Annotated in this window: 13 protein-coding genes; all 13 read left to right on the top strand. The window is 44.4% G+C overall.

Going from position 1 to position 21,245, the window contains the following annotated elements; genetic code table 11:
• The first annotated feature begins 334 nt into the window (after nucleotides 1-334).
• The 13 genes from purM (at nucleotide 335) to baeR (ending at nucleotide 21,132) form a co-directional block, all read left to right on the top strand.
• Nucleotides 335-1,375: a phosphoribosylformylglycinamidine cyclo-ligase gene (gene purM / locus M1E93_RS09045; RefSeq protein WP_014656126.1), complete on the top strand. Its 1,041-nt coding sequence runs from the start codon at nucleotides 335-337 to the stop codon at nucleotides 1,373-1,375.
• Nucleotides 1,375-2,010, top strand: a complete 636-nt coding sequence (gene purN / locus M1E93_RS09040) for a phosphoribosylglycinamide formyltransferase (protein ID WP_004920661.1) — start codon at nucleotides 1,375-1,377, stop codon at nucleotides 2,008-2,010. The genes purM and purN overlap by 1 nt, the downstream gene beginning before the upstream one ends.
• 264 nt (nucleotides 2,011-2,274) lie before the next feature.
• A complete protein-coding gene (speG, locus tag M1E93_RS09035) occupies nucleotides 2,275-2,862 on the top strand; it encodes a spermidine N1-acetyltransferase (protein ID WP_004920666.1) in 588 nt (195 codons plus the stop codon).
• 183 nt (nucleotides 2,863-3,045) lie between these two features.
• On the top strand, nucleotides 3,046-5,115 hold the full coding sequence (ppk1, locus tag M1E93_RS09030) for a polyphosphate kinase 1 (protein WP_104873531.1): 2,070 nt from the start codon (nucleotides 3,046-3,048) through the stop codon (nucleotides 5,113-5,115).
• A 6-nt stretch (nucleotides 5,116-5,121) separates the two neighbouring features.
• Nucleotides 5,122-6,651 (top strand): exopolyphosphatase, encoded by a 1,530-nt coding sequence (gene ppx / locus M1E93_RS09025; RefSeq protein ID WP_104873532.1) that lies wholly within the window; start codon nucleotides 5,122-5,124, stop codon nucleotides 6,649-6,651.
• A gap of 184 nt (nucleotides 6,652-6,835) precedes the next feature.
• Nucleotides 6,836-8,296, top strand: coding sequence for a magnesium transporter (mgtE, locus tag M1E93_RS09020; RefSeq protein WP_004920674.1), 1,461 nt, complete (start codon nucleotides 6,836-6,838; stop codon nucleotides 8,294-8,296).
• A 556-nt stretch (nucleotides 8,297-8,852) separates the two neighbouring features.
• Nucleotides 8,853-9,800 carry an IS30 family transposase gene (locus tag M1E93_RS09015; RefSeq protein ID WP_140035165.1) on the top strand — a complete coding sequence of 316 codons (948 nt, stop codon included), beginning with the start codon at nucleotides 8,853-8,855 and terminating at the stop codon, nucleotides 9,798-9,800.
• Between the two features lie 174 nt (nucleotides 9,801-9,974).
• The gene (locus M1E93_RS09010) at nucleotides 9,975-11,330 is read left to right on the top strand and encodes an MFS transporter (RefSeq protein WP_004920676.1); all 1,356 of its coding nucleotides are present in this window, start codon (nucleotides 9,975-9,977) and stop codon (nucleotides 11,328-11,330) included.
• A gap of 273 nt (nucleotides 11,331-11,603) precedes the next feature.
• Nucleotides 11,604-12,833, top strand: coding sequence for an MdtA/MuxA family multidrug efflux RND transporter periplasmic adaptor subunit (locus M1E93_RS09005; RefSeq protein ID WP_004920679.1), 1,230 nt, complete (start codon nucleotides 11,604-11,606; stop codon nucleotides 12,831-12,833).
• Nucleotides 12,833-15,955 carry an MdtB/MuxB family multidrug efflux RND transporter permease subunit gene (locus M1E93_RS09000; protein WP_040133231.1) on the top strand — a complete coding sequence of 1,041 codons (3,123 nt, stop codon included), beginning with the start codon at nucleotides 12,833-12,835 and terminating at the stop codon, nucleotides 15,953-15,955. Before M1E93_RS09005 ends, M1E93_RS09000 begins: the two co-directional genes overlap by 1 nt.
• A complete protein-coding gene (gene mdtC, locus M1E93_RS08995) occupies nucleotides 15,955-19,032 on the top strand; it encodes a multidrug efflux RND transporter permease subunit MdtC (RefSeq protein ID WP_426207269.1) in 3,078 nt (1,025 codons plus the stop codon). Before M1E93_RS09000 ends, mdtC begins: the two co-directional genes overlap by 1 nt.
• Nucleotides 19,033-19,045: 13 nt before the next feature.
• Nucleotides 19,046-20,440, top strand: coding sequence for a two-component system sensor histidine kinase BaeS (gene baeS / locus M1E93_RS08990; protein ID WP_014656130.1), 1,395 nt, complete (start codon nucleotides 19,046-19,048; stop codon nucleotides 20,438-20,440).
• On the top strand, nucleotides 20,437-21,132 hold the full coding sequence (baeR, locus tag M1E93_RS08985) for a two-component system response regulator BaeR (protein ID WP_014656131.1): 696 nt from the start codon (nucleotides 20,437-20,439) through the stop codon (nucleotides 21,130-21,132). The genes baeS and baeR overlap by 4 nt, the downstream gene beginning before the upstream one ends.
• Nucleotides 21,133-21,245: the final 113 nt, after the last annotated feature.

Raw genomic sequence — 21,245 nt, 5'->3', positions numbered from 1 at the left:
TCAGAAATAACCTATTTTTATTATTACACTGTAAGTATATCCACCACTATTTTATCTGTTTGATTGAACATGGCAGCAATATCAATGCCATGATAAATACGCACACCAATCTCAATTTAAGATTATAGATGTATCCCATTATTTTACCCTAATGTGATAGACATAAATTCTTGCCATAAAAAGCAGGAACCAGATAACGGCAATGCCTTATTTCCCACCAGCCAAAATCCCCTCATTTTTTCATTCACAAAGCTATCGCAAACGTTTGCTTTGCCTGTTAGAATAGTATTTATTGAAGTTTATTTTCCGAAACGCAATTGCCTTGGGGGCCGTAGTGACTGATAAAACCTCTCTCAGCTATAAAGATGCCGGTGTTGACATTGATGCAGGTAACGCATTGGTTGATCGAATTAAAGGTGTAGTGAAAGAAACTCGCCGACCAGAAGTTATGGGAGGATTAGGCGGATTTGGCGCATTATGTTCCCTGCCACAAAAATACCGTGAGCCTGTTTTAGTTTCAGGTACAGATGGTGTAGGCACTAAACTACGCCTCGCGATGGACCTAAAACGTCATGACACTATCGGTATCGATTTAGTGGCGATGTGTGTTAATGACTTAATTGTCCAAGGTGCTGAGCCTCTATTTTTCCTTGATTACTACGCAACAGGTAAGCTAGATGTTGATACTGCCACCAGCGTGATCACAGGTATCGCAGAAGGTTGTAAACAATCAGGTTGTGCCCTCGTGGGGGGTGAAACCGCTGAAATGCCTGGCATGTACCATGGTGACGATTACGATGTTGCGGGTTTCTGCGTTGGTGTGGTCGAACGCGCTGAGATCATTGATGGTAGCAAAGTCAGTGCTGGTGATGCACTGATCGCCCTCGCCTCAAGCGGTCCTCACTCTAACGGCTACTCTTTGATCCGCAAAATTTTAGAAGTCAGTCAAACTAACCCAGAGGTCACGCAACTGGAAGGCCAATCACTGGCAGATCACCTGTTAGCGCCTACACGTATTTACGTCAAAAATGTATTAGCGCTGATTGAAAAATGCGATATTCACGCCATCGCGCACATTACTGGTGGTGGTTTCTGGGAAAATATTCCTCGTGTATTACCTGAAAACACCCAAGCACAAATCGATGAAAATAGCTGGCAGTGGCCGGCGGTATTCAATTGGCTACAAACGGCGGGCAGCGTGACCACTCACGAAATGTATCGCACATTTAACTGTGGTGTCGGTATTATCATCGCGCTGCCACAAGCTGAAGTCGATGCGGCACTCACTTTACTTAATGGTTTAGGTGAAACCGCATGGCAGATAGGTACCATTGCTGAATTGCCTGCTGGTGAAGAGCAGGTTGTTATCCGCTAATGAAAAAAATCGTCGTGCTTATCTCAGGCAGCGGCAGTAATTTACAGTCGCTGATGGATGCCACTTCGCATGATCTTCAAGCGCAAGTTGTGGCAGTGATCAGTAATCAACCTGAGGCTTACGGGCTTATTCGTGCGCAGAAGGCTGGGATCCCAGCCTTATCACTCAGCGCGAGCGCTTTTGCTAACCGCGAAGCATATGATGCTGCACTAATGGGGATGATTGACGAATATCAGCCTGATTTGGTTGTGTTAGCTGGATTTATGCGAATTTTGACCGCGGGCTTCGTTAAACACTATGCAGGAAGAATGCTCAATATCCACCCTTCTCTATTGCCTAAATATCCGGGCCTACACACCCATCGTAAAGCGATAGAAAACGGCGATAGCGAGCATGGAACATCAGTGCATTTTGTTACCGAGGAGTTGGATGGCGGCCCAGTGATCTTACAGGCTAAAGTTCCTATTTTCCCGGATGATACCGAAAAAGAGGTCATTGAGCGGGTAAAGGCGCAAGAGCACAATATTTACCCCCAAGTTGTACAATGGTTCGTCAGTGGTCGTTTGGCCATGGTCGGCAACCATGCTTACTTAGATGGTCAGTGTTTACCGCCCCAAGGCTATGTAAATGAATAACACTTGGTTATTTCCACATTGATTTATGTTGAGGGCAAAGAGAAATCTCTGCCCTTTTTGCTGTTCACGAAAAGTCGCAGTATAAATAAAGTGCATTAATCTTCACCAGTTAGAAAGAGTCACTGCTTTGTGTCATTATTTTATCGTAAATTAGTGGTATCCTTATCAACTGAGAGTGAAAATAAATTTGCTCTGTTATTTATCGTGATGATCTGCAAAATCGATAATTAACTATCTACTTTTTAAACAAAACTGAGGTGTTATATGACGACCGGGCAAGTTCATCCGTTTAGGTTGCGCCCACTTGAACGTGAAGATTTAGCGTTTATCCACCAACTTGATAATAATGCCAGTGTTATGCGCTACTGGTTTGAAGAGCCTTATGAGGCTTTCGTCGAGCTGAGTGACCTTTATGATAAACATATTCATGACCAATCAGAGCGGCGTTTTATTGTTGAAAATGACAGTGAAAAAGTCGGCTTAGTTGAATTGGTGGAAATCGATTATGTTCACCGTCGTTCTGAGTTTCAGATCATCATCGCACCAAGCCATCAAGGCCACGGTTATGCAACTCGCGCTGCGAAATTGGCTATGGATTACGCTTTTTCTGTGCTCAATCTATATAAGCTTTACCTCATTGTAGATAAAGAAAATATCAAAGCTATCCACATTTATAATAAACTGGGCTTCCACACAGAAGGCGAACTAATTGACGAGTTTTTTGTCAACGGACGTTATCATACCGCGATCCGTATGTGCATTTTCCAGCACCAATATTTTGCGAGTAAAGCACAGTCAACGCATCCTGAAAGTGTTGTCAGCCCGCATGCGACCATCAAACAGCAAGTTTAGTGCTCTATCCTCGCGACGTTATTTGAGGTGCAACTAAACACAAGATAAATGTGTCGCCAGAGAAATACAGAAATCTGTAACTCATGCGAATAAAAATAGCCATAATATGGCGAAAACTTAAGGTGTGCTGTCGCTAGGTTATACACCTTTAAGTTTATGTATTTAGTACAATATGGAGCAACAATGTCCCAAGAACGCCTATACCACGAAAAAGAGTTAAGCTGGCTTGCTTTTAACGAACGCGTTTTACAAGAAGCAGCAGATAAGCGAAATCCTCTTATCGAGCGTATGCGCTTTTTGGGCATTTATTCCAATAACCTAGATGAATTCTACAAAGTCCGTTTTGCAGACGTGAAACGGCGTATCTTAATCAATGAGGAGCGTGGCTCCGCCAGCGGTGCACGCCACCTACTTAAGCGCATTCAAAATAAAGTAGCCAAGCAAGATCAAGAGTTCGACATTCTCTATAACGACCTTTTGCTTGAAATGGCGCGCAACCAAATTTTCTTAATTAACGAGCGGCAAATATCGCCCCGCCAACAAATTTGGTTACGTCAATACTTTCGCCAACATTTGCGCCAACACATTACCCCTATTTTGATTAATCCAGATACCAACCTAGTCGAGTTTCTCAAAGATGACTATACCTATCTGGCTGTTGAAATTATTAACGGCGGTAATGTGCAATATGCTCTGTTAGAGATCCCCTCTGACAAGGTGCCTCGGTTTGTCAATCTGCCACCGGAAATGCCCAAACGGCGCAAATCAATGGTGCTTATCGACAACATTTTGCGCTATACCTTGGATGAAATCTTCAAGGGCTTCTTTGATTATGATGAATTAAACGCTTATTCCATGAAAATGACCCGCGATGCGGAATATGACATCGCCACCGAAATGGAATCAAGCTTACTGGAAATCATGTCATCGACATTAAAACAGCGCTTAACCGCAGAGCCTGTCCGTTTTGTTTATCAGCGCGATATGCCTGATGAAATGGTTGCCGTCTTACGTGAAAAACTGGGATTATCCAATGATGACTCAGTTATTGCGGGCGGGCGTTACCACAATTTTAAAGATTTTATTAACTTCCCCAACGAAGGCAATAAAACCCTTTTAAACAAACCATTGCCACGATTACGCCACCGCTGGTTTGATAACTTCCGTAACGGTTTTGATGCCATTCGCGAACGCGATGTGCTGCTCTACTACCCTTATTACACCTTTGAGCACACGCTCGAGTTGCTCAGGCAAGCCTCATTTGATCCCAGCGTATTATCTATCAAGATCAATATTTATCGTGTGGCAAAAGATTCACGCATTATTGATTCGATGATCCATGCGGCCCATAACGGCAAAAAAGTCACTGTTGTGGTTGAATTACAGGCTCGATTCGATGAAGAAGCGAATATTCATTGGGCGAAACGGCTGACAGAGGCTGGGGTCCACGTCATTTTCTCGGCCCCGGGTCTGAAAATCCATGCGAAACTCTTTATTATTTCGCGAATGGAAGATGGCGAAATTATTCGTTATGCCCATATCGGTACAGGTAACTTTAATGAAAAAACCGCGCGCCTCTATACTGATTACTCGTTGTTAACAGCAAATGAACAGATCACCAATGAGGTTCGTCGGGTATTTAGCTTTATTGAAAACCCATATCGTCCTGTCACCTTTGATAATTTAATGGTTTCACCACAAAATACACGGATCCGCCTCAATGCGCTAATTGACCAAGAAATTGCTAATGCGCGAGCGGGGCTTCCCAGTGGGATCACCTTAAAAATTAATAATCTGGTTGATAAAGAACTGACTGATAAACTGTATGATGCTTCCAATGCGGGTGTTAAAATTCGTCTACTAGTAAGAGGGATGTGTTCACTTGTTGCAGGGCAACCGGGCTACAGTGAAAACATTCAAGTCACCAGTATTGTTGACCGCTTTTTGGAGCATGACCGCGTTTATGTCTTTACTAATGCGGGTGATGAAAAAGTCTTTATCTCCTCGGCAGATTGGATGACTCGAAATATTGATTACCGTATTGAAGTGGCGGTGCGCTTAGTCGATGACCGGCTCAAACAACGGGTTTTAGATATCCTTGAGCTCCAATTTAACGATACCGTCAAGGCACGTTATGTTGACAAAGATCTCAGTAATCATTATGTTCCCCGCGGTAATAAGCGCAAAATTCAGGCGCAACTTGCTATATACGACTATTTGAAATCACTCGAAACGCCTGAGACAAGGTCCTAACATACTATGCCATTAACTAATATATCGACGCCTAGGCCTCAAGAAATTGCGGCTATCGACCTTGGTTCTAACAGCTTTCATATGGTGATTGCACGTATTGTCAACGGTGCACTGCAAATCCTGACGCGTTTAAAAAAACGGGTACACCTTGCTGACGGATTAAGTGATACCAATGAGCTTAGTGAAGAAGCCATGGAACGCGGTTTGGCTTGCCTTGCGCTTTTTGCCGAACGCCTACAAGGTTTTACAGAAGAAAACGTCTGTATCGTAGGCACTCACTCTTTGCGTGTTGCAACCAATGTTGAAGAGTTTTTGAACCGTGCAAAAAAAATAATTCCCTATCCCATTGAAATTATTTCTGGGCAAGAAGAAGCGCGTTTGATTTTTATGGGGGTGGAACACACCCAGCCTGAAAAAGGCCGTAAACTGGTAATAGATATTGGTGGTGGCTCAACAGAATTAGTCATTGGCGAGAAATTCGAACCATTATTAATTGATAGCCGCCGTATGGGGTGTGTCAGCTTTGCGCGTAACTATTTCCCCAATGAAACCATTACGGCAAATAATTTCAACCGAGCCTACCTCACGGCCTGCTTAAAACTTGAGCAAACCGCCACAAAATTTAAGCGTATGCACTGGGATGTTGCCATGGGGGCATCAGGTACGATTAAAGCGGCTCATGCCGTGATTGTTGAAATGGGTGAGCGCGACGGCATCATTACGCGTGATCGGCTAGAAAAAATTAAGCAAATGGCGCTGAAATATAAAACCTTTTCGGCAGTGGATCTACCGGGTTTATCCGTTGAACGTAAACATGTTTTTGTGCCCGGATTAGCCATTTTATGTGCTGTCTTTGATACATTAGAGATTAAAGAGTTACGGCTCTCAGATGGCGCATTGCGTGAAGGGGTGCTTTATGAAATGGAAGGCCGTTTCCGTCATCAAGACATTCGCCAACGTACGGCACTTAGCCTTGCCGAGCATTATAATATCGATAGAGAGCAAGCTAGACGTGTATTAAAAACCATGGAGGAGCTGTATCACCAATGGAGACAGCAAAATCCAAAGTTAGCCAACCCGCAACTTGAGTCTATCCTTATTTGGGCGGTTATGCTGCATGAGGTCGGTCTACATATCAACCAAAGTGGGTTACATCGCCACTCCGCCTATATTTTGCAAAATACTACGTTACCGGGGTTTAATCAGGAGCAACAGCTGTTACTTGCAACACTGGTTCGTAACCATCGGCGTGCTATTAAATTTGATGATATCCCTAAATTTAATTTATATAAAAGAAAACAATTTTTACCCTTGATACAAATTTTACGCTTATCAATACTTCTGAATAATCAAAGACAATCAACAACTACCCCATCATCATTACGCTTAGAAACCGATGATGGCCACTGGACACTGTATCTACCTGCCCAGTATTTGACTCAGAATGCGTTGATGCAGCTCGATCTTGAGAAAGAAAGCGCTTACTGGGAGGATGTTCCTGGCTGGAAATTAGACATCCGCGAAGAGCCAAATTAGTTATAATATTAATGCACTACATGGCGTTTTTTTGCACTACTCATAATGAATCGGTTTTCGCCCATTTGTTATAATTATTAATATTTATTTGGGTTAATGGACAATAAATGGCAAAATAAAGGTATTTATTTGTAAATGGACCCATAAAAGGTACAAAAGTGCCTATAAAGCTTTAAGGATTAAAATGTCACAAACTGCTTTTTCAACCGATGCGGTACAAACAATCAATCCGCACTCTCAAAAACTGGCCTATATCCGCCAGCAAATCCTAACACTATTTTTGGATGACGAGGAGTTCGTCCAAGCTCTGATTGAGCACGACCAACATGTTAGTTTGAGTGATAAAGCATTAAGTGAAAAAATCAATGCTGTAAAAGAATTATTGATTGACTTACATGCCGCGGATATCGCCGATATTTTAGAGATGTTGCCTTATGATGAACGTCTCGCACTTTGGCATCTGATCGATAACACCGAACGCGGTGAGGTGTTAGTCGAAGCTTCTGTCGCTGTTTGGGATAGCCTGATTAAGGATATGTCTGACAGGGAACTTCTACGCGCTGTTGCTAACCTACATGTTGATGAACAAGCGTATATTGCAGAGCATTTACCACAAGATACCATGCGTAGGTTATTGACCTACCTTGATCCAAGCTTACGAAGTCGTATTCGTGAAGTTCTGCAATATGCAAAAGACAGCGTCGGTCAAATGATGGATTTCGAATTTGTCACCGTACGTCCAAATGTCACGCTAAAAACCGTTCAACGCTATTTACGCCAGCGCGGTAAAATTCCAGAAGCAACAGATAAAATCTTTGTTGTCGACAATAATAACTATTTGCAGGGTGAATTACCTCTAACAACCATATTAACGCAATCCCCTGAGCGGATTGTGGCTGACGTGATGAAAACAGACACGGTCACTTTCTTGCCAGATGAAAAAGGCGAAGATGCAGCCAGTGCGTTCGAACGTTATGACTTGATCTCCGCCGCGGTGGTTGACAGCAGTGGTCTATTGATGGGTCGTTTAACCGTTGAAGATATCGTTGATAACTTAAATGAAGAAAACGATAACAGCATCCGTCGTATGGGGGGGTTAAGCCCTGAAGAAGACGTGTTCGCCCCTGTCGGTCAAGCCGTCAAAACGCGTTGGACATGGCTAGCCATCAACCTGTGTACTGCGTTCGTCGCATCACGGGTGATTGGGGTATTCGAAGATACCATTTCCCAATTGGTTGCCTTAGCCACCTTAATGCCTATTGTTGCAGGTATTGGGGGAAATACGGGTAACCAAACAATTACCATGATCGTACGTGCGATTGCGTTACACCAAATCCAAACCGGAAGCTTCTCATTCTTAATGCTCAGAGAGCTAGGCGTTGCCTTTATTAACGGTGTTGTTTGGGGGGGGATCATGGGGGTTATCACCTATTTCCTCTATGGCGACCTCGCAATGGGAGCCGTAATGACGCTCGCGATGATCTTAAACTTACTCATGGCGGCAATTATGGGGGTACTTATCCCTCTCATTATGCTTAAACTTGGTAAAGACCCTGCCATCGGCTCCAGTGTGATGATCACCGCTATCACTGACACAGGTGGTTTCTTTATCTTCTTAGGCTTAGCCACCCTGTTCTTGGTTTAACCGCCTACTTGGCATACCCAGAAAATAATACGCTGGGTATGCCTAATGATAATATTCCGCCCTTCTCGCCTTTGCCGACATATTTAGACTGAAAATTTCCTAAATAACGACTCAATGAATGCTATTTCATTTTTCAGCTATTTTTAATTTTCATTACTATTATTAAGATTATTAATTACGAATAATCAAATTAATAATTTGTTACTTTATCGATGAATTAATCGGCGAAAACAGATGTGAAATAACCAATTCCCCTGCCTTTTTTGAAAAAGAACTATATGATCTGCTGCAAAAAATCATTTATTAACATCAAATAATGTTATTGTTTTAAGCAATAGATGATAAAATCAATCAATATAATACAGATAGAATATTCATCTTGTTTTGAGAGTTGCGGTTTACAAAATATGGAATTTCCTGCTATAAATGAGGATATGCATAAAGATACAGAGCGCGAATTCAGATAATAAGTGCAACGCTCGGTCATGTTAGATGGAAGGACGGTTAGCTACTGATAAGCTATCCTGCTCTTCCGACCAAAGATGAGCGAGTAAGTATGAAGTATCAGCAACTAACCGAAGGACAACGATACCAGATATCGATACTGCGTGAGGATAATTTATCCTGCCATGAGATAGGTATCCGTATCGGTGTAAGCAAGTCCACGGTCTCCCGTGAACTGAGGCGTAACACTTCAGATACTGGTTATAACCCACAACAGGCACACCAGAAGTGCTGTGATAGGCGGCTGTCATCTGCCAAAAGGACAATTCCTCAGCAGACCATAGATTTCGTGATATTTGCTCTGGAGTGGAAGTGGAGTCCTGAGCAAATAAGTGCAATTGGCAGCATTATTGGTCTTAGCGTCAGCCATGAATGGATTTACCAGTATATCTATGCGGATAAGCGTAGCGGTGGCGAGTTGTACAGGCATCTTAGGCAGGGCAAACGGCGATATCGTAAGGGCTACGGGCAGAAACGAGGGCGCATCCCTGATGCGGTATCCATTGAGCTACGGCCGTCAGTCGTCGATGACCGTAGCCGTCTGGGGGACTGGGAGGCCGATTTGGTGCAGGGTAAACAGGGCACTGGTGCTATCGTGACACTGGCAGAACGCAAAAGCCGTATTTACCTGACAAAAAAGGTGTTTTCAAAGGATGCGGTGGAAGTCAGTAAGGCCATTATCTCACTGCTGAGTGAGTATCAGGATGTATGTCACACAATAACGTTCGATAACGGTCTAGAGTTTAGTGAGCACAAGGCGATAGCAGAAGCACTGAACGCAGATACGTACTTTGCCCATCCGTATGCCTCGCATGAGCGTGGGCTGAACGAGAATACGAATGGGTTGTTAAGACAGTTTATCCCGAAAGGAACAGACCTGCGGACAGTGACAGAAGAAGACTTACAACGCTATCAGGGAGCGTTGAACAGCAGGCCACGCAAGTGTCTGGGGTTCAGACAACCTTCGGTGGTGTTTGCGGAGCTAAGAAAGGCGGCTTAGCGTTGCACTTCGGACTTGAATCCGCCGAGTATTAACTAGGTTATTCCATCCAACGTTTTATACCATTTATCTGCACATACTTAATATTATTTACTGACGCGTAGTCGGTAAATATAGCTGTTATTCCGAATTTAAAACAAAAAAATATATTCGGTATTTTAAAAGGATAATATTATGACATCGCAAACAACCAGCCAGCCCTCGGCAAGGCCATTGAAAAAAGAGGATTATAAAACATTAGGGTTGTCATCTTTAGGTGGAACTCTTGAATTTTATGATTTTGTTATTTTCGTTTTTTACGCGAAAATTATTTCACAACTCTTTTTCCCTAGTGGTAACGCAGTTCTCGCCCTCTTGGCAACGCTCGGTTTGTTTGCGGCCGGTTATCTCGCGCGCCCACTCGGTGGCATCATCATGGCACACTTTGGTGATAAACTCGGCCGTAAGAAAATGTTCACCCTCAGTATTTTCATGATGGCATTCCCGACATTCGTGATCGGTTTCTTACCAACCTATGCATCTATTGGCGCTGCCGCACCAATATTGCTGTTATTGATGCGTATTATGCAAGGCGCCGCGATTGGCGGTGAAATGCCTGGGGCATGGGTATTTATCGCTGAACATACCCCAAAACAGCGCTACGGCCTCGGTGTTGGAACATTAACCTCTGGTATCACAGGCGGTATTTTATTAGGGTCTATCGTCGCTATCATCATTGAGAACAGTTATACCTCACAAGAGATCCATGACTTTGCATGGCGTATTCCATTTATTCTTGGTGGTATTTTTGGCTTTATTTCTGTTTATTTACGCCGTTTTTTGGAAGAGACACCTATTTTTAAAGAGTTGGCTGCTAAAAAAGCTTTAGCGGATGAGTTACCCGTTAAGACTGTTGTGAAGTCTCATAAACAAGCCTGCTTGATCACCGCGGCACTGACATGGTCATTATCAACAGCCATCGTTGTAACCATTTTGATGACGCCTGATATCGTGCTTCAAGGGATCTATCAAATTGACCGAAATATCGCCTTACAAGCTAACTGTGCAGCAACATTGACATTAACTTTAGGCTGTATTTTTTGGGGTTGGTTCGGCGATAAGATGGGAACGCGCGCTTCAATGACCTTGTCATGGGGTGGTCTGGCGGTGACTGCATTGTATTTTTATTCATCTTTGTCGCCAGAGATTTCAGCAACGACTTTGATTTTTAACTATGGCTTAATGGGCTTTTTTGTTGGCGCGATTGCAACGACACCAATTGTCAGTACGCGCGCGTTTCCACCTGAAATCCGTTATTCCGGCTTATCATTTGCCTACAATATTGCCTATGCAGTCTTTGGGGGTCTGACACCAATGTTAACGGGAACATGGTTGCAACAATCTCATATGGCACCTGCCTACTATGTTGCCGCGGTTTCTTTACTGGCTGTCGCTGTCGCCTATATTCCTTTAGCATGGAAAGGATGGACAGTGAATGCTGAGCAAGACAAAGAAACATTAGGGGCATTAAACACCAGTACAACTCGCTAATTGACCTCATTTCTTTAATCCATTAACGTATAAACCTGTGGTGATTAATTCCCACAGGTTTTTTTATACAATGTTAGTCAACTAATCTGCCGATTCTGCACACTAGTTGACGTTTTTTTCATATTTCCTTCATTTTTACGTGTAACCCCCACGCTAAACTATTAACATATCGCAACTGACTAATTTTTAACTATATAGCAGGTTCATCTCTGCTAATTTAATCATCATAATATGATGCTTTTTTACTCGACTTTGAATTAAGCGAAAATATAAATGAATAAACAAAAACGCCGTACCACTCTAACCCGTTCAGCCATTTTCGTTGCCATCATTGTCGCTGCAGGTGCCGGTTGGTATTTTTATTCTCAAAATACGCCATCTGATACAGCACAAAACAGTGCTCGTCCTACACGATCAAATAGTGCGCCACACCGTATGCTTGCCCCCGTTCAATACGCTAATGCGCAAGAAAAAGTGGTTCCTCGCTACTTAACTGGTCTCGGCACAGTACAAGCTGCCAATGTTGTCACGGTCACGAGCCGTGTTGAAGGGCAATTGATGTCTTTGCATTTTACCGAAGGGCAACAGGTAAAAGCGGGCGATTTGCTTGCTGAAATCGACCCTCGCCCTTTTGAAGTCCAATTAGCTCAGGCAGAAGGCCAACTGGCTAAAGATAAAGCGACGTTGGCAAATGCTCGATTAGACTTAAATCGTTATCAAAAGCTTGCGGGAACAAAAGTGATTTCACAGCAAGAGCTAGATAACCAAAAAGCGCTCGTTTTACAGGCAGAAGGCAGTATTAAGGTCGATCAAGCCGCCGTTGATAATGCGAAGCTACAATTAACCTACAGTAAAATCACAGCCCCTATTTCAGGCCGTGTTGGTTTAAAACAGGTCGACGTCGGTAATTTTATTTCTGCGGGCACAGCAACCCCAATCGTGGTTATCACACAGACTCAACCTGCTGATGTGCTTTTTGCCCTTCCCGAGGGAGACATTCCTGCCGTACAAAAAGCTCAGTCCTCAAATCAACCGGTAAAAGTGGAAGCTTGGGATAGAAATAATATCGCGATGATCAGCGAAGGCTATTTGTTAAGTATAGATAATCAGATAGACCCTGCTACTGGCACACTAAAAATGAAAGCACGTTTTACGAACGAGCTACAAACTTTATTTCCAAATCAATTTGTGAACATCAAAATGCAGATCGAAACCTTGCAAAATGCCGTCGTTATCCCTACTGCGGCATTGCAGATGGGTAACGAAGGTCATTATGTTTGGGTACTGAACGATGATAATCGTGTGAGTAAACATGTTGTGACGGTAGGTATGCAAGATAGCCAGCAGGTGGTGATTGAAAGTGGGCTAACTGCAAATACAAAAGTGATTACTGACGGTGTCGACCGTTTAACAGATGGCACCAGCGTGGAAGTAGTTAACACCGAAACGGCTTCTAAATCCGCAAAACCACAAAAAAATAAAAATACAGCGGAGAAAGCCTGATGCAACCCGGGATCCAAAAAGGTGGCGGCCCTTCCCGCTTATTTATTTTACGTCCAGTCGCTACCACCTTATTTATGGTAGCCATTCTGCTTGCAGGGATCATTGGCTATCGTTTCCTACCTGTATCGGCTTTACCAGAAGTCGATTATCCAACGATCCAAGTGGTCACCCTCTATCCGGGGGCGAGTCCTGAAGTCATGACATCCGCGGTAACCGCACCGCTAGAAACCCAGTTTGGGCAGATGTCTGGGCTAAAACAAATGTCTTCCCAAAGTTCAGGGGGCGCATCTGTGATCACCTTGATGTTCCAGCTAACACTCCCCTTGGAGGTTGCAGAACAGGAAGTTCAGGCCGCCATTAATTCAGCTTCAAGTTTACTGCCTTCAGATTTACCTTATCCGCCTATTTACAATAAGGTCAACCCAGCGGATCCACCGGTACTCACTCTCGCCGTCACTTCTGACGCCATGCCTTTGACACAAGTTCAAGACATGATTGAGAACCGTATTGCGCAAAAAATATCACAGGTCAATGGCGTGGGGCTTGTCACCCTTGCGGGTGGGCAACGCCCAGCGGTGCGAGTGAACTTAAACCCACAAGCGATGGCAGCAAAAGGATTAGACAGCGAGACGATCCGAACCGCGATAAACAATGCTAACGTCAACTCAGCAAAAGGCAGTTTTGATGGCCCAACACGCGCGGTAACCCTCTCTGCAAATGATCAAATGAAATCCTTAGAGGACTATCGCCGCTTAATTGTGGCCTTTCAAAACGGTGCTCCCGTCCGTTTAGGTGATATCGCCACTATTGAGCAAGGGGCGGAAAACGCCTATCTAGGCGCGTGGGCAAATGCACAACAGGCTATTGTTATTAATGTACAACGCCAACCTGGCGCTAACGTTATCGAAACCACTGATACCATTCGCAACCTGCTTCCTGAGCTAATTGAAACACTGCCTAAATCGGTGGATGTGAAAATTTTAACGGATAGAACCAGCACAATCCGTGCCTCCGTTAGCGATGTGCAGTTTGAATTAATGCTTGCGATTGCACTGGTTGTCATGGTGATCTACCTGTTCCTACGCAACGGTATCGCGACACTCATTCCCGGTATTGCCGTTCCTCTTTCCCTTGTCGGCACCTTTGCCGTCATGTATTTCTGTGGTTTCTCTGTCAATAACCTCACTTTGATGGCTCTCACTATCGCCACAGGGTTTGTGGTCGATGATGCCATCGTGGTTATTGAAAATATTTCGCGCTACCTTGAACAAGGTGACAAGCCTGTCGTCGCCGCTTTAAAAGGCGCGGGAGAAATTGGTTTTACCATTATTTCATTAACATTTTCTTTGGTGGCAGTACTGATCCCATTACTGTTTATGGGCGATATTGTTGGTCGGTTGTTTAGGGAATTTGCCATCACCCTTGCCGTTGCCATTCTGATCTCGGCGGTAGTGTCCTTGACACTCACACCAATGATGTGTGCTCGCTTGTTAAAACCTGAATCAGAGCATAAACATAACCGCTTTGAAATCGCCTGCGAGCGCTTTTTTGACCGCATGATCGCAGGATATGCCATTTGGTTAAAGCGGATATTAAATCACCGCTGGCTAACACTTTCCGTTGCTATCGGCACGCTGGTTTTAACCGTATTACTGTATATGTGGATCCCGAAAGGTTTCTTTCCATTACAAGATAACGGGATCATTCAAGGCACCATTGAAAGCCGCCAATCCATCTCCTTTGTGGCTATGTCACAGAAACAGCAGGAAGTGGCTGAAAAATTACTGTCTGATCCTGCGGTAGAAAATATCACCACTTATGTTGGGATAGATGGAACCAATCCGACTCTCAATAATGGGCGCATTCAAATTACCTTGAAGCCTTTAGATGAACGTCCAGATCGCGTCAATACGATTATTCCACGCTTGCAACGTTTAGCTGATAGCGTTTCTGGGGTCAATTTGTATTTGCAACCGATGCAAGACCTCACGATTGATACCCAATTGGCTCGCACCCAATATCAATTTACGCTGCAAGCAGGCTCGCTAGATGAACTTTCTCTTTGGGTGCCTAAGCTATTGAGCCAATTAAAACAACAGCCCGAGTTAGTGGATGTCAGCAGTGATTGGCAGGATAAAGGACTTGTCGCCTACGTTAATGTTGATAGAGATACGGCGAGTCGTTTTGGTATCACGATGGCTGCAATTGATAACGCCCTATACAATGCGTTCGGTCAACGCATGATCTCGACCATTTATACCCAATCGAATCAGTACCGCGTTATTATTGAGCATGATACGCAAACTCGCGATGGTATTAACGCCCTGAATGATATTCGTCTCAAAGGCACCGATGGCGCCATTGTGCCATTAAGCACGTTAGTCAATATTCAGGAAGGCTATGGGCCGCTTGCGATTAACCATTTGGATCAGTTCCCAGCAGCGACCTTCTCGTTTAATCTTGCTGACGATGCGTCTCTTGAGTCTGCGGTTAATGCGGTGAAAAATGCAGAAGCGCAAATTAATATGCCAAAATCCATTACGACTCAGTTCCAAGGCGCTACTTTAGCGTTTGAAGCCGCACTGAGTAGTACGGTTTGGTTAATTGCCGCCGCAATCATCGCCATGTATATCGTTCTTGGGATTTTATATGAAAGCTTTATTCATCCTATTACCATCCTTTCAACACTCCCTACTGCTGGCGTAGGGGCATTATTAGCTCTGATGATGGCTGGCAGCGAATTAGATGTAATTGCTGTTATTGGTATTATTTTGTTAATCGGGATAGTTAAAAAGAACGCAATCATGATGATTGACTTTGCACTTGCCGCCGAACGTGAGCAAGGCATGTCTCCTAAAGATGCTATTTACCAAGCCTGTTTATTACGATTCCGCCCAATATTGATGACCACCATGGCGGCTCTGCTCGGCGCATTACCGCTGATGCTCAGTAGCGGCGTAGGTGCAGAGCTTCGTCAACCACTTGGGATCTGTATGGTGGGAGGGCTGATTATGAGTCAGATCTTAACCCTATTTACGACACCGGTGATTTATCTGTTATTTGATAGCCTTTCAAATAACTTAAAAGCACGCCGCCAAAGTCGCAAACAACAGGTGTCATAATGAAGCGTTTCTTTGCCTTATTCATTAGTCGCCCTGTTGCAACCACACTGATTAGCGTTGCAATCTCACTATGTGGTACGCTGAGCTTCATTTTTTTGCCCGTTGCACCACTGCCACAAGTTGACTACCCCGTAATAAACGTGACAGCGTCACTTCCTGGGGCATCCCCAGAAACCATGGCATCGTCTATTGCAACGCCGTTAGAGCGTTCATTGGGAAGTATTGCGGGTATCAGTGAAATGACCTCCAGCAGTTCGCTTGGTCGTACCACCATTACCCTCGAATTTAATCTTGATAAAGACATTAACAACGCTGCCCGTGAAGTACAAGCCGCGATAAATGCGGCACAAACCTTGTTACCGAGCGGAATGCCAAGCAAGCCTCGATACTATAAATCGAACCCTTCCGACGCCCCTATTATGATCTTAACCTTAACCTCTAAGACGATGAGTACAGGTGAGATTTATGATATTGCATCAACCCGTTTATCACAGCGTATAGCGCAAATTGAAGGGGTCAGTGAAGTCTCCGTTGGTGGTGGCTCCCTGCCCGCGGTACGTGTTGAGCTCAATCCAACGGCTCTATTTAATCAAGGCGTCTCCTTAGATAAGGTGCGCTCCGCAATCAGTAGCGCCAACGTGCGCCAACCTCAAGGCTACATTAACAACGATGACAGCCGCTGGCAGGTACAAACCAATGATGAGCTAAAAAAAGCAGTGGACTATCAACCTATCATCGTCCACTACAAAGAGGGCAATGCCGTCAAACTCAGTGATGTGGCGAATGTGAAAGATTCGGTTCAAGACGTACGTGCAGCAGGGATGTCAGGTGGTGAGCCCGCTATTTTGATTGTCATCCGTCGCGAAGCGGGAGCTAATATCATTGAAACCGTAAATCGCATTCGCGCAGAGCTTCCTGACTTCCAAGAGATGATCCCTGCCGCGATTGACCTAAAAGTAGCGCAAGACAGGACGCCGACGATCCGCGCTTCACTCGTTGAAGTCGAGCGCGCATTGATGATCGCTATTGCGTTAGTCATATTAGTTGTGTTGTTATTTCTACGCTCTGGTCGTGCCACCCTGATCCCTGCAATTGCGGTTCCTGTATCTCTCATTGGCACCTTTACTGCCATGTATCTTTGCGGTTTCAGTTTAAATAACTTGTCATTAATGGCATTGACCGTCGCAACAGGCTTTGTTGTCGATGATGCGATTGTGGTACTCGAAAACATTTCACGTCATATCGAAAATGGCTGTAAACCCTTTATTGCTGCGGTCAGAGGGGTGAGTGAAGTCGGTTTTACGGTTGTTTCAATGAGCATCTCCCTCGTAGCCGTTTTTATTCCTTTATTATTAATGGAGGGGTTAGTTGGCCGGCTATTTCGTGAGTTTGCGATTACCCTCGCCACGGCAATTGGCATCTCGCTGGTCGTTTCGCTGACCCTCACCCCCATGATGTGCGCCCATTTGCTTAAACGACACAAAGGCAAACAGGCTGAAAAAATCAGTGTTATCGGCGGCTACTTACACCGTATACAAAACGGTTACGGTGCGACATTAAATTGGGTACTGTCTCATAAACGCAGTGTACTCGCTATCTTGTTCGCCACTATCGGATTGAACATTTATTTGTATATCGCTATCCCAAAAACATTTTTCCCTGAACAAGATACAGGCCGTTTACTTGGCTTTGTTCGTGCCGACCAAAGCATTTCATTCCAAGCAATGAAAGAGAAAATGACGCGCTTTATGCAGCAAGTGAATGCCGATCCTGCCGTGGATAGCGTGACAGGTTTTACTGGTGGAAGCCGTGTAAACAGCGGCTCCATGTTTATCTCATTGAAACCGATTGATGAACGTAAAGAGAGTGCCAACGCGGTAATCAACCGACTTCGAGCTAAGTTAGCTAAAGAGCCGGGAGCTAATTTATTTATGATGCCCGTGCAAGATATCCGTGTTGGTGGTCGTCAAGCGCATTCCAGTTATCAGTTTTCATTACTTGCCGATGAACTCAATGCGTTACGTGAATGGGAGCCTGCGGTACGTAAAGCCATTGCCGAACTCCCGCAAGTGACTGATGTAAACTCAGATAAAGAGGATAAAGGTGCTGAGATGGCCATTACCTATGATAGGGATTTAATGGCCCAACTTGGTATTGATGTGCGAGCCGCCAATGACCTGTTGAATAATGCCTTCGGACAACGTCAAATATCCACCATCTATGAACCCATGAACCAATACAAGGTGGTGATGGAAGTGGCGCCTGAATATACTCAGGATGTCAGTTCTCTCGACAAAATGTTTGTTATCAATAGTCGTGGAGACGCTATTCCATTATCTTATTTTGCCCGTTGGCAGCCCGCCAATGCCCCTTTGAGTGTTAACCACCAAGGGTTATCGGCATCATCCACTATCGCATTTAACATCGCTGAAGGTTATACCCTCAATGACGCCATTTCAGCTATCGAAAAAACCATGACCACACTTGGTGTGCCATCAACAATACGAGGCACTTTTGCGGGTACGGCTCAGATATTCCAAGATACCTTAAAATCACAATTGTTTTTAATTTTAGCGGCCATTGTCACTGTCTACCTTGTTTTAGGCATTTTGTATGAAAGCTATATTCATCCACTGACCATTTTATCCACACTACCTTCGGCGGGGGTCGGCGCTCTCCTCGCCTTAGAGTTATTTGATACCCCATTTAGTTTAATTGCTCTAATCGGCATTATGCTGCTGATTGGTATTGTGAAGAAAAATGCCATTATCATGGTGGATTTTGCTATCCAAGCACAACGTCAGCATGGTTTAACCGCACGTGAGGCGATTTTGCGTGCGAGCTTACTGCGCTTTAGGCCTATTTTAATGACGACGCTGGCAGCAATTTTTGGTGCCCTACCACTTGCTTTAGGCAGTGGTGATGGCGCGGAGTTACGCCAACCATTAGGTATCACTATTGTTGGTGGCTTAGTGATGAGTCAACTACTCACCTTATTCACAACACCGGTCGTCTATTTATGTTTCGATCAACTCAGACAGCGCTATACCAAAAAAGCGGTAGCTCTAAACGAATAAGGGCTTATATATAATGAAACTCAGATTTAATAGCGTCAGTACTCGATTATTTTTGGCTATCTTTGCGACATGCATACTCCTCGTTGTGATCATGCACCAAGGAGTACGTTTAAGCTTCCAGCATGGTTTTACCGACTATATTAAAGAAAATGACCAACAGCGTGCTGAGCTGATCGCTGACGCTCTTGCTGAGCAATACGATGAAACGGGGAGTTGGCGCTTCTTGATCCGTAATGAACGTGCTTTCTTTCATATTTTACGCAGCATTGAACACCACCAGCGCACCCTACCGCCGACTAAACCAAAGGGGTGGCGCTCATATTTTTGGGTTTATGATAGCCAAGACCGCCGAATATTAGGCCGCGATGTTCCTTTACCGGATGATGTTATCCGACAACCCGTCATCTCATCTAATGGCAAAACGGTAGGTTGGGTCATTGCAAGTAGTGGAGATGGGATTAGCAATGAAATTGACCGCCGTTTTGATGATCAACAGATGCTCACCAGTTGGTTTATTGCTGGCTTATCATTAATCGTTGCCTTGATTGCTACATTTTTCTTAGCACGTGGTTTTTTAAGACCCATCAAACGGCTGTTAGATGGGACGAACCAACTTGCCAATGGCGACTTTTCAACCCGCGTTCCTGAAGTCGGTCACGATGAACTCGGTCAGCTAGCAAAAGACTTTAATCACCTCGCATCAACGCTGGAAAAAAATGAGCATATGCGCCGAGACTATATGGCAGATATTTCTCATGAACTGCGCACTCCTCTATCCGTTTTGCAAGGTGAACTCGAAGCCGTTCAGGATGGCGTTCGCCAAGCGACACCTGAGACCATCAATTCATTACTGGCAGAGACACACACATTAATCAAATTAGTCAACGACCTACATCAACTTTCCCTGTCGGATAGAGGCTCGTTGGTGTATCGCATCCAATCTGCTGATATTGTGCCTTTAATTAATATGACCGTTGGGCAATCACGCTGGCGGCTCGAAGAAAAACAGCTTTCAGTTACGCTAAATTTACCTGAGCAGCAGATCATCAATATTGACCCAGACCGAATCACGCAGCTATTTTACAATTTGATGGAAAATAGCCTACGTTATACCGACCCGCAAGGTGAAATAGTCATTCGAGCCTTGGTTGAAGAGAATCAATTTTCTATTTATTGGGAAGACAGTGCACCGGGGTTAACTATCCAGCAGTGTAGCCACCTATTTGAGCGTTTCTACCGAGCCGAAGGGTCTCGTAACCGCGCTAGCGGAGGCTCTGGCTTAGGGTTAGCGATTTGCTATAATATCATTGAAGCGCATAAGGGAAGCATACACGCTAGCCCTTCCCCTTTAGGCGGCGTGTGTATTGCTATCCACTTACCGCTCAATCAAAAGGAAAATGAACAGTGACAGTGTTAGAGCCTTCAAGTGCCAACGTATTAATTGTTGAGGATGAGCCAAAACTTGGGCAACTGCTTTATGATTACCTTCAGGCGGCAGGTTATCAGCCTTCAATATTGCAGCGTGGTGATGAAGTCATTGACTATGTGCGTCAGCAACAACCCGACATTATCCTCCTTGATTTAATGCTACCGGGGATGGACGGGCTAACAATCTGCCGTGAACTGCGCAAATTTTGCGAGATACCGATCATTATGGTGACGGCTAAAACGGAAGAAATTGACCGCCTGTTAGGGTTAGAAATTGGTGCCGATGACTATATCTGTAAACCCTTTAGTCCTCGCGAAGTAGTCGCAAGGGTAAAGACTATTTTACGGCGTTGCCAACGCGCGGCTTCTCCGGATAAAAGCAGACCCCAGCTCATTATCGATGAAAATGCGTTTCAAGTCCGCTATGGCGAACAACTGCTTGAGTTAACTCCCGCCGAGTTCCGTTTACTCAAGTTTATGTCGGACAACGCTGGCACCGTCTTTTCCCGTGACCAGCTATTAGATATTCTGTATGACGATCACCGCATCGTCACCGATAGAACAATTGATAGCCATGTTAAAAACTTACGGCGTAAACTCGAATTACTCGATAACGAGAAAACATTTATTCGCTCTATTTATGGTTTAGGTTATCGCTGGGATGAGGTGTAATCCTAGACATTGAGGCAAGTCAGTTATACTTACTATTTGTAGGGAATATTTTGATTTCCTGAAAAATAGAGTTAAAATCAGCTCCCTTTAAAATGCTTATCCGCCCTAGGGTA

Origin of the sequence: Providencia sp. PROV272, assembly GCF_049901975.1 — a bacterium.
In the GTDB taxonomy this organism is placed as follows: domain Bacteria; phylum Pseudomonadota; class Gammaproteobacteria; order Enterobacterales; family Enterobacteriaceae; genus Providencia; species Providencia stuartii.
The sequence above is the reverse complement of the archived record's forward strand: the minus strand, read 5'-3'. Positions and strand labels throughout refer to the sequence as shown.